Annotated in this window: 11 protein-coding genes; 7 read left to right on the top strand and 4 right to left on the bottom strand. The window is 68.5% G+C overall.

What is annotated here, in order from left to right:
• Positions 1 to 38: 38 nt before the first annotated feature.
• Positions 39 to 578, top strand: coding sequence for a TRAP transporter small permease (locus tag GBZ48_RS08610; protein WP_109096247.1), 540 nt, complete (start codon positions 39 to 41; stop codon positions 576 to 578).
• Positions 575 to 1,858: a TRAP transporter large permease gene (locus tag GBZ48_RS08605; RefSeq protein WP_109096248.1), complete on the top strand. Its 1,284-nt coding sequence runs from the start codon at positions 575 to 577 to the stop codon at positions 1,856 to 1,858. The genes GBZ48_RS08610 and GBZ48_RS08605 overlap by 4 nt, the downstream gene beginning before the upstream one ends.
• Here GBZ48_RS08605 and GBZ48_RS08600 read toward each other — a convergent pair.
• Both GBZ48_RS08600 and norR read right to left on the bottom strand, forming a co-directional pair.
• On the bottom strand, positions 1,855 to 2,121 hold the full coding sequence (locus GBZ48_RS08600) for a hypothetical protein (protein ID WP_174470657.1): 267 nt from the start codon (positions 2,119 to 2,121) through the stop codon (positions 1,855 to 1,857). The genes GBZ48_RS08605 and GBZ48_RS08600 overlap by 4 nt on opposite strands.
• Positions 2,118 to 3,719, bottom strand: a complete 1,602-nt coding sequence (gene norR, locus GBZ48_RS08595) for a nitric oxide reductase transcriptional regulator NorR (protein ID WP_209798427.1) — start codon at positions 3,717 to 3,719, stop codon at positions 2,118 to 2,120. Before norR ends, GBZ48_RS08600 begins: the two co-directional genes overlap by 4 nt.
• Positions 3,720 to 3,853: 134 nt before the next feature.
• On the opposite strand from norR, the gene hmpA reads away from it, so the two are divergent.
• Together hmpA and GBZ48_RS08585 are read left to right on the top strand one after the other, a co-directional pair.
• Positions 3,854 to 5,029: an NO-inducible flavohemoprotein gene (gene hmpA, locus GBZ48_RS08590; protein ID WP_174470656.1), complete on the top strand. Its 1,176-nt coding sequence runs from the start codon at positions 3,854 to 3,856 to the stop codon at positions 5,027 to 5,029.
• A gap of 493 nt (positions 5,030 to 5,522) precedes the next feature.
• Entirely contained in the window at positions 5,523 to 7,700 is a 2,178-nt protein-coding gene (locus tag GBZ48_RS08585; RefSeq protein WP_246307074.1) for a methyl-accepting chemotaxis protein, read from the top strand.
• 67 nt (positions 7,701 to 7,767) lie between these two features.
• On the opposite strand, the gene GBZ48_RS08580 is transcribed toward GBZ48_RS08585, so the two are convergent.
• On the bottom strand, positions 7,768 to 8,610 hold the full coding sequence (locus GBZ48_RS08580; protein ID WP_174470655.1) for a fumarylacetoacetate hydrolase family protein: 843 nt from the start codon (positions 8,608 to 8,610) through the stop codon (positions 7,768 to 7,770).
• Between the two features lie 211 nt (positions 8,611 to 8,821).
• Between GBZ48_RS08580 and GBZ48_RS08575 the strand changes: the two genes are divergently transcribed.
• Positions 8,822 to 9,748: a MurR/RpiR family transcriptional regulator gene (locus tag GBZ48_RS08575; protein ID WP_174470654.1), complete on the top strand. Its 927-nt coding sequence runs from the start codon at positions 8,822 to 8,824 to the stop codon at positions 9,746 to 9,748.
• The gene (locus GBZ48_RS08570; RefSeq protein WP_174470653.1) at positions 9,748 to 10,401 is read left to right on the top strand and encodes a bifunctional 4-hydroxy-2-oxoglutarate aldolase/2-dehydro-3-deoxy-phosphogluconate aldolase; all 654 of its coding nucleotides are present in this window, start codon (positions 9,748 to 9,750) and stop codon (positions 10,399 to 10,401) included. The genes GBZ48_RS08575 and GBZ48_RS08570 overlap by 1 nt, the downstream gene beginning before the upstream one ends.
• 35 nt (positions 10,402 to 10,436) lie before the next feature.
• Here GBZ48_RS08570 and GBZ48_RS08565 read toward each other — a convergent pair whose 3' ends face one another.
• Positions 10,437 to 13,901, bottom strand: coding sequence for an ATP-binding protein (locus GBZ48_RS08565; RefSeq protein WP_343049455.1), 3,465 nt, complete (start codon positions 13,899 to 13,901; stop codon positions 10,437 to 10,439).
• A 157-nt stretch (positions 13,902 to 14,058) separates the two neighbouring features.
• Here GBZ48_RS08565 and GBZ48_RS08560 point away from each other — a divergent pair, with 157 nt between their 5' ends.
• Positions 14,059 to 15,126 carry a transporter substrate-binding domain-containing protein gene (locus tag GBZ48_RS08560; protein ID WP_174470651.1) on the top strand — a complete coding sequence of 356 codons (1,068 nt, stop codon included), beginning with the start codon at positions 14,059 to 14,061 and terminating at the stop codon, positions 15,124 to 15,126.
• Positions 15,127 to 15,274 lie beyond the last annotated feature (148 nt).

The following is a 15,274-nucleotide window of genomic DNA, read 5'->3' as shown; positions in this document are numbered from 1 at the left end:
GGGAATAATCCCGCTCCCTCCATCTGGACCCTGGCAATATGAGCGATCACGACCCCACCGTCGTCCGGCCGGTGCCGAAACCCCGCGTACCCCTGGGCATCGAAGAAGTGCTGGTCGCCATCACCATGGCGGCGGTGGCCCTGATCACCTTCGCCAACGTCGTGGTGCGCTACCTGACCGACGTTTCCTTCGCCTTCACCGAGGAGTATTCGATTGCGCTGATGGTCATCCTGACCTTCCTCGGCGCGTCGGCCGCGGTGGTGAAGGACCGGCACATCCGCATCACCTTCGTCACCGACAAGATGTCGCCCGTCAACCGCCGCCGGGCCGAGCAGTTCGCCATGGCCTGCGTCGCGCTGATGTACGGGCTGCTGACGGTTTACGGCGCCTGGGCCACTTGGGACGATTACCGGTTCGAGGTGACATCGCCGGCGCTGGGTCTGCCGCAGTGGATCTACACGATCTGCCTGCCGGTCCTGTCGTTCGTGGTGCTGGCCCGCACCGTCGGCCGCATGGTGCGCATCCACAAGGGCACGGAGCCGCTTGAGACCGGACACATTCCGGAGGGCGAGCCGTGATCACCACCCTGCTCTTCGGCTCGTTCCTGGTGATGATGGTGCTGGGCGTGCCGATCGCCGCCGCCCTCGGGCTAGCCGGCACCGCCGCCATCGCCTTCGCCCATCTCGGCGTCATCTCGGTACCGACCAGCGTCTATACCGGCATCGCCAAGTATCCGCTGCTGACCATCCCGATGTTCGTGCTGGCCGGCACCATCTTCGACCGGTCGGGCGTGGCGCAGAAGCTCGTGCGCTTCGCCACCGCCATCGTCGGCCAGGGCAAGGGCGCCCTGGCGGTCATCGCCGTCGTGGTGGCGATGATGATGGGCGGCATTTCAGGATCCGGCCCGGCCATCGCCGCGGCGGTCTGCGGCGTCATGGCGCCCAGCATGATCCGCGCCGGCTATCCCCGCCCCTACATCGCCAGCGTCATCGCCGCCGCGGCGGCCACCGACATCCTGATCCCGCCGTCGGTCGCACTGATCATCTACAGCGTGCTGGTGCCGGCCGCCCCGACCACCTCGATGTTCGCCGCCGGCATCATCCCCGGTACCCTGGCCGGTCTGGCCCTGATCATCCCGGTCTTCTGGCTGGCACGGAAACACAATCTCGGTTCCAAGCTGTCGCACGAGCCGCGCCCGCCCTTCTGGCGCAGCCTGTGGGATGCGTCGCTGGGCCTGTTCGCCAAGGTCATCATCCTTGGCGGCCTGCGGCTCGGCATCTTCACGCCGACGGAAGCGGCGGTGATCGCCGTGGCCTATGGCCTGCTGCTCGGCATGGTGGTCTACCGCACCATCCGTTTCCGAGACCTCTATTCCATGCTGGTCGAGGCGGCGGAGATCTCCGCCATCATCCTCACGGTGATCGCTCTTGCCAGCGTGTTCGGCTGGGCATTGAGCACCCTGTCGGTGATCGACCCCATCGCCGACGCCATCATCCATTCGGGTCTGGGCGAATACGGTGTGATGGCCTTGCTGGTGGTGCTGCTGACCATCGTCGGCACCTTCCTGGACGGCATCTCGATCTTCATCATCCTGTTGCCGCTGCTGATCCCCATCGCCACCGCCTACAAGTGGGACCTGACCTGGTTCGGCGTCATCCTGACCCTGATGATCGCGGTCGGCCAGTTCACCCCACCGATGGCCGTCAACCTGATGGTGGCTTGCCGGATGACAGGCTGCACGATGGAAAGCACCCTGCGCTGGGTGATGTGGCCGCTGGTCACCATGCTGCTGGTGGTGGTCGCGGTGATCGTCTGGCCGGATCTGGCGCTGTGGATGCCGCGGCAGATGGGGTTCTAGAGGAGGCAGGCGACGTCGCGGCTGGTCAGATGCAGGCTGGCCGCAGCGCCGTAGCCGCGCTGCGCGATCTTGCCGGCCGCCGCGGCCTCGAACGAGGCACGCTGGGCGGCGGCGAAGGCGAGACAGTCTTCCGGCGTCGGCTCCCGCTTGCCGAGCAGGGCGCGGAAGGCCAGCCGGTGGACAGCGCACCAGCCGCCATGCCCGGCTGGCCGGAAGACCAGCGCATCGATGTCCGCGCGCCAGGACAACCCCTCGCCGCTCATTCCCGCAACCCCAGCCGCCGGGCAAGGCGGAACAGGTTGCTGCGGTCCAGCCCGAGCGACCGCGCCGCCTGCGCCCAATTGCCGTCATGGCGCTCCAGATGCTCGCGGATCATCCGGCGTTCCAGATCCTCCACCGCGTCGCGCAGCGGCAACTCGGATAGGTCCGGCACCTCCGGTAGGCGGAGTTGCCGCACCGGGACAGTCGCGGCCACAGTGCTCCCCTCTCCCTCTTCCAGCCCAAGATCGGCGGGCGTCAGGGTCAGCACGCCGCCGTCCGGCGGGCGGGCGACGCGGGCGCGGATGGCGCCACGGCCGATGGCGTGTTCCAACTCCCGCACGTTGCCGGGCCAGGGATAGGCCAGCATGCGCCGCTCCGCCGCCACCGATAGTCTTAGGTTGCGCAAGCCCAGCCGCGCCCGGTTGCGCTCCAGAAACAGGCCGGCCAGCCGCAGAACGTCTGTGCCGCGGTCGCGCAGCGGCGGCACCCGAAGCGGATAGACGCTGAGCCGGTGATAGACGTCGGCGCGGAAGCGGCCCTCCCGCACCTCCGCGGCCAGATCGCGGTTGGTGGCGGCGATTACCCGCACATCGACGGTGATGTGGCGGTCGGAGCCGATACGCTGGATCTCGCCGTTCTGCAGGGCCCGCAGCATCTTGGCCTGCGCCGCCAGCGGCAACTCGCCGACCTCGTCCAGGAAGAGGGTGCCGCCGTCGGCCAGTTCGAACTTGCCCCGCCGGTCGGCCACCGCACCGGAAAAGGCACCGCGCACATGGCCGAACAGTTCGCTTTCCACCAGCGCGTCCGGCAGGGCGGCACAGTTGACGTGGACCAGCGGTCCGGCGGCGCGAGGGGAATGGGCGTGCAGCCGTCGCGCCACCAGTTCCTTGCCAACCCCGGTTTCACCCAGCACCAGCACGACGAGGTCGCTGACCGCCACGGTGTCGATCTCCGTCAGCAGGCTCGCCATCGCCGGGCTGGCGCCGATGGGGTCGAAGTCGGGGCCCTGCGGCGGATCGTCGATGATCCGCAGGGCGGTGCCGCCATCGCCGGCCAGGGCGGCACGCCGCTCCATCGCCGCCGCAAGGTCGGCGGCGAGCCGGGCCCAGGCGGCAATCGCCCCCTCCCACCCTTCGAAACGCCCCTCGTTCAGCGCATCCAGGGTCAGCATGCCCCACGGCCGCCCATCGACGCTGAGTGGCACGCCGACGCAGTCATGGACATGCAGCCGCTGGCGCAGATCGGGAATCAGCCCGTCATAGGGGTCGGGAAGCTCGCAGCCGGCGGGAAAGCGCAACAGTCCGTCCCCGGCCTCGGCAATCGCCTTCAAACGGGGATGCTCGTCCAGCTCGAAGCGCCGCCCCAGCGTGTCGGGGCTGAGGCCGCGGGTGGCGAGCGGCACCAGCAACCCCGCCCCCGCCTGCCCGGTTCCGGCGCGGTCGTCCCGCCGCAGCAGCGCGCAGGCATCGCAAGGCAGATGGCGCGCCGTCAGATCGAGCAGCAGCGGCCACAGCCGTGCCGGATCGTCCAGCGCCTGCACCAGCGCTCCTGCCTCTTCCAGCGGGAGCGATGGTGTCGAAATGACCGCATCGTTGTCCATTCGACATCATACCCCGTGCGGTCACTTTGACAACGCGGCTTCTGTACAGCGCGGATTCCCGCGCTGCGTCGCTTTGGCACAGGGCTTGCCATCTGGTTGCGACATCGTGACGCGCAAAAGGATTGCTCCCTCCCATGCTGACGCCTGCCCAGATCGCCGTCATCAAGGCCACCGCTCCCGTCGTCGCCGCCAACGCCAACAAGATCACCGGCACCTTCTATCCGCTGATGTTCGAGCGCTTCCCCGAGGTGCGCGCCGTCTTCAACCAGAGCCACCAGCGCAGCAGCGCCCAGCCGGAAGCGCTGGCCAATGCCATCATCGCCTACGCCTCCAACATCGACCGGCTCGAGGTGCTGGGTCCGGCGGTGGATGGGATCGTGCAGAAGCACGTCTCGCTGAACATCACGCCGGATCAGTACAAGATCGTCGGCACCTGCCTGATGGAAGCCATCGGCAAGGTTCTGGGCGACGCGGTGACCGCCGAGGTCGCCGACGCCTGGGGTGCCGCCTATTGGCAGCTGGCGGACCTGCTGATCGCCGCGGAAGAAAGGGAATATGCCCGCAAGGCGGCTTTGACCGGCGGCTGGCGCGGCGCCCGCCGCTTCCGCATCGCGGAGAAGACGCCGGAGAGTGCCGTCATCACCTCCTTCCGGCTGGCGCCGGTCGATGGCAGGAAAGTGATGGACTTCCATCCCGGCCAGTATCTCGGCCTGCGGCTGACCATCGACGGCGAGACGGTCCATCGCAACTACAGCCTGTCGGCTTCGCCGAACGGCAAGGACTACCGCATCTCGGTGAAGCGGGAACAGCAGGGGCTGGTTTCCGGCTTCCTTCATGACCGCGTGCAGGTCGGCGACGAGATCGACGTCTATCCGCCCGCCGGCGAGTTCGTGCTGCGCGAGGGCGCCGGTCCGCTGCTGCTGATCACCGGCGGTGTCGGCCAGACCCCCGCACTGCCGCTGGCCGAACAGGCGCTGGCCGCCGGCCGCAAGGTCATCTACGTCCATGCGGCGCTCAACGGCTCTGTCCATGCCTTCCGCCGACAGGTCGACGAACTGGCCGCTCTGCATGACGCGCTGAAGCCGGTCTACTGCTATGCCGACCCGCAGCCGGGCGACAAGCCGCACATGGTCGGCCTGCTGGGCGAGGAGCAACTGGGCAAGCTGCTGCCGCAGGAGCCGGGGGTCGCCGCCTATGTCGTCGGTCCGAAGCCGTTCATGGCTGCGGTGGTCAAGGCGCTGACCGCGCTCGGCCTGCCGGAGTCGGCCATCGTGCATGAGTTTTTCGGCCCGCGCGAAGCGCTCGCCTGACGCGACGCCGACACCGCTTTGCCTCCGACTGGATGGGCCGGCCTTTTCGAAGGCCGGCCTTCTTTCTGCTGCTTCAGCGGAGCGCGAGGCCGTTGCGCCCGCCGGTTGTGAGTAAATCTGTTATATCACCAGTTTTATATATGCCGACGGCCGGCCTGGATCATCATTCCGGCTTGCGGCGGCCAAGCCATGCGCGCTTTCAGTGAAATCGAAACCGGGGCCGACTGGCCGATCATTGCATTGCGGCACGATTAGCAGGCCGTCACGGAAGAATCGTGGATTCTCCTTATTTCTTTCTTAAGCGATTTGGCGCTTTCCTAGTCACGGAACGGCCAAATTATTTGCAATTGTTCCTTTTCTGCGACATCGCCTGCGAACCGCCCGCGACCGTCGCAGGCAGGTTCGGTGGAATGAAGGTGCGGCGAGAGCCGGAACGGCCAGCCGCAATGACTTATGGAGCGTCGGTGTCCGAGCACCGAAGGGGGAGGATGGGATGTCGAAGGATAGCCAGAGCATGACGCGCCATGGCGCACCCGCCAAGGGCGGTGCATGGTATTCCGGGCTGCGCGCCAAGCTGATGATCGCCATCGGCGTGGTGCTGTCCGGCACGCTGGTCGCTGCCGCGGTGGCGCTGATCGGCTATGCGAACGTGCGCACCACCATCGACGCCATCGTCGGCCAGGCGGTGCCGGCGATGACCGAGGGCATGGCGGTGGCGCAGCAGGCCGAACGGCTGGTGGCGCTGGCCCCGGCCCTGACCTCCGCCGACACCGCCGCCGCGCGCGAGGCGGTCTCCGCCCGCATCGCCGCCGCGAAGGAAGAGTTCAACGCGCGCCTGTCCCGGCTGCGGGCCACCGGTTCCGCCGGGTCTCAGCTCGCCGCAATCGAGGAGGCATCGCAAGGGCTGCTCGGCAATCTGGCGCAGCTCGACCAGGCTGCGGCCGAACGGGTGGCGCTCGGCGCCGAACGCATGGCGATGATGCCGAAGGTGATGGCGGCCGAAGCGGAAATCCAGAAATTCACCGCCCCTTGGACCTCCGTCCTCAACAATGAGGAAGAGCAGGCCCGCTCCACCCTGGCGGAGCCGGACGCCGCCCCCGAGGCGATGCGCGAGGCGGCGGCAACCCTGAACAAGGTGATGGCGCAGAAGAAGCCGTTGGCCATCGTCACGGCGGAAGCCGCCAACATCCGCAACATGCTGATGGAAGCGTCGACCACCCGGGACGACCAGCGGCTGGCGATCATCGAGACGCGGGTGGGCGTGTCGCTCGCCGGGCTTTCCAACAACGCGGAGGCACTGCCGGAGCGGCTGGCCGCCGTGGCCACCAAGCAGGCGGAACTGCTGAACGGCTTTTCCATCGGCGAAAACTCCATGGTCACCCTGCGCCAGAAGGAACTGACCATCGAGGGCTATTTCACCCAGCTGCTGGAGAGCAACCACGCCCTGACCACCACCCTCGCCAAGGGCATTTCCACCCTGGTGGATGGGCAGAAGAGCAGCATCGCGGAGGCCAGCGCCGCCACCACCCATATGCTGGACAACAGCCGCCTGACCCAGCTCGCCGTCGCGGTGGCGAGCATCCTGGTGTCGATCCTGGTGGTCTGGCTCTACATCGGCCGCATCGTCATCCGCCGCATGATGGATCTGAAGACCGGCATGGGCCGTATCGCTGCCGGCGACCTCGATGCAGAGATCGCGCTGACCGGCAAGGACGAGATCGCGGAGATGGGTGCCGCACTGCTGGTCTTCCGCGACACCGCGCGCGAGGTGGAGACCGCCCGCACCGCCGCCGAGGCCGAACGCCAGCGGGCCGCCGGCGAACGCCGCCAGACCATGCTGTCGCTGGCCGACCAGTTCGAGAACGGCGTCAAGACGGTGGTGGAGACGGTGTCGGCCGCCGCCACCCAGATGCACCAGACCGCCGCCGGCATGGTGGCGACCGCCGACGACACCTCGCGCCAGGCGGGCAACGCCGCCGAAGCGGCGGAGACCGCATCGGTCAACGTGGACGGCGCCGCTTCGGCCGCGCACGAGCTGTCGCAATCGATCAGCGAGATCGCCCGGCAGGTGACCGAATCGGCGACCATCGCCGCCAAGGCCGCCAATGAGGCCGAGCGCACCGACAGCACCATGCGCGACCTGAACGAGGCGGCCAGCCGCATTGGCGCCGTGCTGGATCTGATCTCCGACATCGCCGGACAGACCAACCTGCTGGCGCTCAACGCCACCATCGAAGCGGCGCGCGCCGGGGAAGCCGGCAAGGGCTTTGCCGTGGTGGCGAGCGAGGTGAAGCAGCTGGCCAGCCAGACGGCGAAGGCCACCGAGCAGATTGCCGGCCAGATCGGCGCCATGCAGCAGGCGACCGGCGAGGCGGTCGGCGCCATCCGCAGCATCGGCCTGACCATCGGCCGCCTGAACGACATCGCCGCCAGCATCGCCGCGGCGGTGGAGGAGCAGGGTGCCGCCACTTCGGAGATCGCCCGCAACGTCCAGCAGGCGGCGGGCGGCACCGCCCAGGCTTCCCAGAACATCGGTCAGGTGCGGACCGCCGCCGGCCAGACCGGCCAGTCGGCCCAGGAAGTCCTGTCGGTCGCCCAGGAGGTCTCCAACCAGACCGGTCGCCTCCAGCAGCAGATCGACCGCTTCCTCAGTCAGGTGCGGTCGGCGTGATGCCAACGATAAGGCCCTTCTTCCCCGCGGGAAGAGGGGCCTTTCGTTTTTCAACCCCGAAGCGGTTTCAGCCCTGAACGACCGTCTGGCGCTGGGTGCCCAGCCCTTCGACGCCCAGTTCCACCACGTCGCCGGCCTTCAGGAAGACCTGCGGCTTCTGGCCCATGCCGACGCCGGGCGGAGTCCCGGTGGAGACGATGTCGCCCGGCTGTAGGCTCATGAAGCGCGACAGGTAGGACACCAGATAGCGCACGCCGTAGACCATGGTGGCGCTGCTGCCGTCCTGATAGCGGTGGCCGTTGACCTCCAGCCACATCTTCAGCGCCTGCGGATCCTCGATCTCGTCGCGGGTCACCAGCCACGGACCGGTCGGGCCGAAGCTGTCGCAGCTCTTGCCCTTGGTCCACTGGCCCTGCCGTTCGATCTGGAAGGCCCGTTCCGACACGTCGTTGACGATGCAATAGCCGGCGACATGGTCCATCGCCTCGTCTTCCGAGACGTATTTGGCGGTCTTGCCGATGACGAAGGCCAGTTCGACCTCCCAGTCGGTCTTTTCCGAGCCGCGCGGCAGTTCGATGGAATCGTTCGGGCCGACGATGGCGCTGGTCGCCTTCATGAAGATGATCGGCTCCGGGGGCACCGCCATGCCGGTCTCCGCCGCATGGTCGGAGAAGTTCAGGCCGATGCAGACCATCTTGCCCACCTGCCCGACGCAGGGGCCGAGGCGCGGGTTCCCCTCCACCAGCGGCAGCGAGGCCGGGTCGATGGCCCGCAGCCGGTCCAGCCCATCCGGCAGCAGAGTGGCGCCGGCGATATCGTCGACATAGGCGGACAGATCGCGGATGCGGCCGTCGGCATCCAGCAGGCCCGGCTTTTCCTGGCCCGGCGGGCCGTAGCGCAACAGTTTCATGAAAAACCCTTCCAGATAAGGAGGTTGCCTCCGACAGGACGACGGTGCCGGCCGATCCTGCCCGGACGGCGCGGAAAGTAAAGGGGGGAGCGGACGAATTGTAGCGTTGCTTCACAGACGGGTCGACAAAGCGGCCAGTCTGTAGTAAAACTACATTCGGTTCCGATACGCCTCCATCCGCTGCCGCTTCGGCAGCCACTCCGGTCCTCCCATGCTGGACAGCATCGCCTCCTCCCTCGACAGCCTGCGCCGCGCGGAAGCCGCGGTGGCACGCAGCGTTCTGGCCGATCCCGGGGCGGCGGTGCGCGACAGCCTGGCCCAGCTTGCCGGCAAGGCGGGGGTCAGCGAACCGTCGGTCCTGCGCTTCTGCCGCTCCGCCGGCTTCGGCGGGTTCCAGGAATTCAAGATCGCGCTGGCCCAGCATCTGGCGGCCTCGGCCGCGCGGGAGGAGGCCGGCGACCGCCCGACCCCGCTGGTGCGCGACCTCTCTCCCGGCGACAGCGTCGCCAGTGCGGCGGAAAAGGTGCTGAACCGCTCCATCGACGCGCTGGTCCGCCTGCGCGGCCGGCTCGACGCCCTGGCGTTGGAAAAGGCGGCCGGGGTGCTGGCACGGGCGCGCCGGGTGCAGATCGTCGGCGTTGGCGCCTCGGGCGCGGTGGCGCTGGACGCCCATCACAAGCTGTTCCGCCTGCTGCCACAGGTCACCGCCAGCACCGACGCTCATCTCCAGGCGATGGCCGCCGCGACGCTCGGCCCCGGCGACGCGCTGCTGGCGATCTCCAAGACCGGCACCAGCGACGAAATCTTCGACGTCGCCGCCATCGCCCGCGACGGCGGGGCGACGGTGATCGCCATCACCGCATCGGCAACCCCGCTGGCCGAACGGGCCGACATCCGCCTGACCGTCGATGTGGACGAGGACACCGCGGTCCACACCCCAATGGCCTCCCGTCTGGCGCAGCTGGCACTGATCGATGTGCTGACCGTCGCCGTCGGCTTGCAGGCCCCGCCCGGCCTCGACCGCCGTCTGGCCCGCATCAAGGCCGTCCTTGCCGGGCATCACCGCGCGCCGGAGCGGCCGGCTTCCGTTTCAAACCCCGCGTCTTCCGCCACCCGAAGAAAAACCGAGGAATCCTGATGTCCACCACGCAAACCCCGAACGAAATCCTGGACCAGCTCGTCGCGTACGGCGTCGTTCCGGTCATCCGCAACAGCTCCGCCGATCTGGCGCGCACCGCCGTGACCTGGCTGCGTGAGGCCGGCTACGGCACGTTCGAGATCACCATGACGACCCCTGGCGCCGTCGGCCTGATCGAGGAACTGTCGGCGGAGGGCGGCGCCCTGATCGGTGCCGGCACCGTCCTGACCCCCGCCGCCGTTGCCGACGTGGTGAAGGCCGGCGCCAAGTATGTGGTGTCGCCCTGCGTCGTCCCGAAGGTGGCCGCCGCCTGCCGCGACCATGGCGTGGCCTGCCTGATGGGCGCCCTGACCCCGACCGAGGTGCATGCCGCCATCTCCGCCGGTGCCGACGCCATCAAGATCTTCCCGGCCTCCACCGTCGGCCCGGCGCACATCAAGGCGTTGAAGTCGGTCTTCCCCGGCGTCCGCTTCGTTCCCACCGGCGGCATCGACGCCACCACCGTGGCCTCCTATGTCGCGGCCGGCGTTGCCTGCGTCGGCGCCGGCGGCAAGCTGGTCGATGAAACCCTGGTCAAGAAGGGCGACCGCGAGGGCATCCTCGCCGCCGGCCGCCAGCTGATGGAAGCCTATCGCGCCGCCAAGGGCGCGTGAGCGAACCGGCATGAGGCGGGGGCCGAACCTCCGCCTCAAACCCCTTCCAGCACCCCGCGCACCGCGTCCATCGCCGCGAGGCCGCGACTGAAGGCCGATTCCGCGGTGACGGCCAGTTCCTGCGCCTCCACCCGGCGGCCTTCGCGCATGCCGTCCTCCACCGCCCGCATCAGCCCGACGAAGGCGGTCAGGCCGAAATGGCTGGCAGCCCCGGCAAGCCGGTGGGCAATGTCCTCGATCTCATCATCGGGGGTGTCGGCGGCAGTCAGGCGGGGCAGCCCTTCCTGGGCCGATTCCAGCAACAGGCCGCGGATGGTGGCGAAGCGGGCGGGACCGAGGGAGCGGATGTAGCGCTCCAGAATCTCCTCGTTCACATCGTCCTCGACCACCCGCGGGCGGGGCGACGGTTCCACCGGAACCATCCCTGCACCCGGTTTCTCATCGTCGTCGTCACGTGGGGCGACGGCGTTCGACAGCAGGTGCATCAGCCGCTCCGGGAAAATCGGCTTCTCGATCACCGCATCGATGCCGGCGGCGATGTAGCGGGCGCGGTCGGCGGCGAAGACGTTGGCGGTCACCGCGACGATGGGCACCGCCGCACGGTCGGCATCCTCCAGGGCACGGATGCGGCGCGCCACCTCCGGCCCGTCGATGTCGGGCAGGCGGATGTCCAGCAGGATGGCGTCGAAACGCCGCCGGGTCGCCAGTTCCAGCGCGCTTTCGCCGGTTTCCGCGACGGTGATGCGGTGGCCGGCGTCGGACAGCAGCCCCAGCGCCACCTCCCGGTTGATCGCATCGTCCTCCACCAGCAGCAGGGCCAGCGAGCGCACCCGGCTGATCGGCAGCAGCCGTCCGGGCCGCGCCGGAAGCGCCGGCTCCTCCACCCGCAGCAAGGGGATGGTGACGGTGAAGACGCTGCCCAGCCCCTCCACACTGTCGACACGGATGCTGCCCTGCATGGCGTCCAGCAGATGTCGGACGATGGCGAGCCCCAGCCCGCTGCCGCCGAACCGCCGGGCGATGGTCGGATCGGCCTGCTCCAGCTTTTCGAAGATGGCGGCGCGGCGGTCGGCCGGCACGCCGATCCCGGTGTCGCGCACAGCCAGACGCAGCATCTCTCCGGCACCGGAACGTTCCGGACCCGGTTCGATGTCGACACGCAAGTCCACCCCGCCGCGCTCGGTGAATTTCACCGCATTGCCGACGAGGTTCACCAGGATCTGCCGCAACCGCTGACGGTCGATGACCACCTGTTCCGGAACTTCCGGCGCGATGTCGAGGTCGAGGTAGATCCCCTTCTCGTTCGCCAGTCCTTCCACGGTCGCAACGACCTCCTCCAGCACCGGCAGCAGGGCACAGGGGGCCGGATCGAGGTCGAGCTTGCCATCCTCGATCTTGCGCAGGTCGAGGATGTCGTTGACCTGATCGAGCAGCCCGTGGCCGCAGCGCATGATCGACATGGCATAGCGGCGCTCCCCGGCATGCAGTTGCCCGGTCAGCAGCAGCCGGCACAGGCCGAGGATGCCGTTCAGCGGCGTGCGCATCTCGTGGCTGACGGTGGCGAGGAACTCCGTCTTGGCGGCGTCGGCGCGCTCCGCCCGCTCCTTGGCCTGCCGCAGTTCCTCGCGCGCCCGGCGCGACGCGGTGATGTCGTTGGCGACGCAGATGATGCGGCAACGCCCGTCGCCCGACCATTCGAAGGGATGGCGTTGCAACGCGAAGACGGTGTTCTCGCCGTTGCGGGGAAGAACCAGCTCCTCCACCCCCAGCGAGCGCATGGATCCCGGATTGCCGCCAGCGAGCGCCCGGCCGGTCTCCGGACCCAGCACATCGGCGAGCGTGCGATCCTCGATGTCGGCGCGGCGGGTGCCGAAGCAATCCTCCGCCGCCCGGTTCCACAGCACGACACGGCCGCTGTCACCGTCCAGCACGTAGAGGACGCTCGGCACATTGTCGATGACCGCGTCCAGGAAGGCCTGGGTCCGGCGCAGCAGCTCCTCCGCCTCGCGGCGGCGGGTGATGTCGACGACCGAACTCAGCAGCACCTCCTCCCCCTGAAATTCGAAGGCGATGCCGGATAGCAGGCCCCAAAGCCGGCGGCCGGAGCGGGTCACCAGCTCTGTTTCGACGTCGAGCGCCAGTCCGCTGGTGAAGACGTCGCGGACGAACTCGTCGCGCACCTGCGGGACGTACCAGACGCTGGCGGCGGGGCGGCCCAGCAGTTCGCCGGCTTCGTCCACCTCGAACAGGTCAGCGGCACGGCGGTTGACGAAGCGGATCTGGCCGTCGGCACGGCCGGAGATCACCAGCGGGACCGGTGCGGCCTCCAGCACCGTGCGCAGCCACTGCTCGTTGCGGCGCAGCGCCTCGCTCTTGTCCTCCGTCTCCTGGATGTAGAAGCGCAGGGCACGGGCTAGCTCGCCGATCTCGTCGGCACCGGTCACCGGCACCTCCGCCCGGCCACCGCCGGTGCGGTCGCGGATCGCCTCGCTGACCGCCCACAGCCGGGCCAGCACCTTGCGCCGCACATACAGCACCGACAGCACCATTCCCAGCACCACCACCCCGACCGAGGCGAAGAACAGGCGGGTGTAGGTGGTCGAAACCTCGATCACCTGCTGGCGGCTCTCCTCCGCCGCCTTGGTCTGCTCGACGAAGATGCCGGTGTTGAGGCCGGTGTTGACCAGCGACACCTGATTGGCGCGGTCGACCAGCCCGTTCAGCATCTCAGACGCCTGCAACTCCGCCTGCCGCTGGCGGAAGACGGAACGGTCGCCCTCCACCACCGAGCGCATGCCCTCCGCCAGCCGGGCGAGCCGGTCCGCCACATCGTTGGCCGGGCCATCCGCCGGACCGGCCGGAGCGGACCCATCCAACGCCGACAGTTGCGCCACCGCGCTGTCGGCCAGCCGGGTGAGCGCGAAGCTGTTCTCCGCCTGATGGACCGAGGCGATCAGGTACAGCAGCCGCTCCGCCATCGCCAGCCAGCGCTGCACACTTGCATCCTCCACCCCGCGCAGCGCCGGTTCGGCAAGGGCATCGGCCATCCGCCGCACGTCGCGGTTGCGTTCGGCGAGAGCGCGGCGGGCGGTGATGCGGGCGGTCACGCCGCGGTCGATGGAGTCGCGCAGCCGCAGGATCTCGTCGCGCTGACTCTTCAGCCCGGTGATCCGCTGGGTCTGACGGCCGTCGGAGGAGTCCATCTCCGCCAGCAGCCGGTCATAGCCATCCAACTGGTCGGCCAACCCCTGTTTGATCGTTTCGCGTCCGAAATTCTCTTGCGACAGGGCCAATTGTTCCAGGGTCCGCATGATCCGCTGGTGCTGGCGCTCCAGCTTGGCGGAGGCGACGACCGCCGGGAACTGCTCCGACGTGACCTTGGTGATGCCGGCATGCAGCCCGTCGAAGGCGATATAGGCGCCAAGTCCGATCAGGAAGGCGACCAGACCGTTGAAGGCGAGCGCACCGAACAACCGGGCGCCGACACCGATCCTGACCACTCCGGCCTTCCCCGATCTGGAACCGCTCGATTCGGAACCGCTTGGCCCCGCATTGCTGTCGCCCGCCATTCCCGTTCCCGCTTCTCCCGGCTGCGCATCGTTTGCGTGGCCGCGCCGGCAGCGTATCATAGCGCGGCCGTCGGATAAGGGGAGAAGGATGGGGTCGAAGCCTGTTGCCGCCACAGTCGGCCTGCTGCTGGCGCTGCAACCGTTGCTGTCCGCCGGAACCGTCGCGGCACAGCCGGACGCCGCCGCACGCAACGGCGACCGCCCGGTCCTTGCCGAGATCGAACGGCGCGGGGTGGTGCGCTGCGGGGTGTCCTTCAATCCCGGCTTCGCCGCCAACGACGACGGCGGACGGCCGGTCGGCTTCATGGTCGACCTGTGCCGGGCGCTGGCCGCAACGGTTTTGGGCAAGGCCGACGCCATCGAAATCCGCCGTCTGTCCAAGCCGCAGGAGTTCGCCGCCGTCGCCACCGGCGAGGTCGACGTCTCCTTTGCCCAGACATCCTGGACACTGACCCGCGACGCCACCTATGCCGTCGATTTCGGACCGCCGATCTTCTACGACGTGCAGGGGATCGCCGCATGGCGGCTGCCCGACGGCCATTCGGCGCTGGATGGCGATCTCACGGTCTGCGTCCCGGCCGGCACCACCACCCAGGCCGAGCTGGAAACCCTGATCGGCGGCGGCAAGCGGCCCTGGAAGCTGCGCAGCTTCCCCGGTTGGCCCGACACGCTGGAAGCCTTTCTCAGCCGCGACTGCGCGGCGATCAGCGCTGACCGCGCGCTGCTGACCACGGCGCTGCACATGCTGGAGACACCGCAGGACGCGGTGGAGATCGCCGACATTCCATCGTCCCTGGCCTCGCGCGAGCCGCTGGCCCCGCTGACGCCGAACAGCGACCGCAACTGGATGGCGGCGGTGCGCTGGACCATGTACGCCCTGTTCCTGACCGACGATGCCGGGGTGTCCGGCGCCAACGCCAATTTCCAGCGCATCACCGGCACCAGCGAGATGCGCCGCCTGCTGTCCGGCATGCCGGAGGTGGCGGCGAAAGCGGGACTGCGGCCGGACTGGGCCTATCAGGCGGTGGTGCAGGTCGGCAATTACGGCGAGATCTTCGAACGCAATCTCGGGAACCGGTCGCCCTTCAAGCTCGACCGCGGCCTGAACCGGCCCTGGACGCAAGGGGGCCTGCTCTATGCCCCTGTGTTCCAGTAGTCCCGGTATCCGCTCAAAAGACTAGCGTAACCCATTACCGTGCCCCCGATACCCCCGACCATGGTCGGGGGTGACGCGCACTGTTCGTTTACACAACTATCAGTGACATAACAAAGGCGTGGGCTCGGTCATCAAATCGCGTGACCGA

Source organism: Azospirillum melinis, from assembly GCF_013340935.1.
In the GTDB taxonomy this organism is placed as follows: Bacteria; Pseudomonadota; Alphaproteobacteria; order Azospirillales; family Azospirillaceae; genus Azospirillum; species Azospirillum melinis.
Note: the sequence above shows the minus strand (reverse complement) of the source record. Positions and strands in the feature narration are given on the sequence as shown.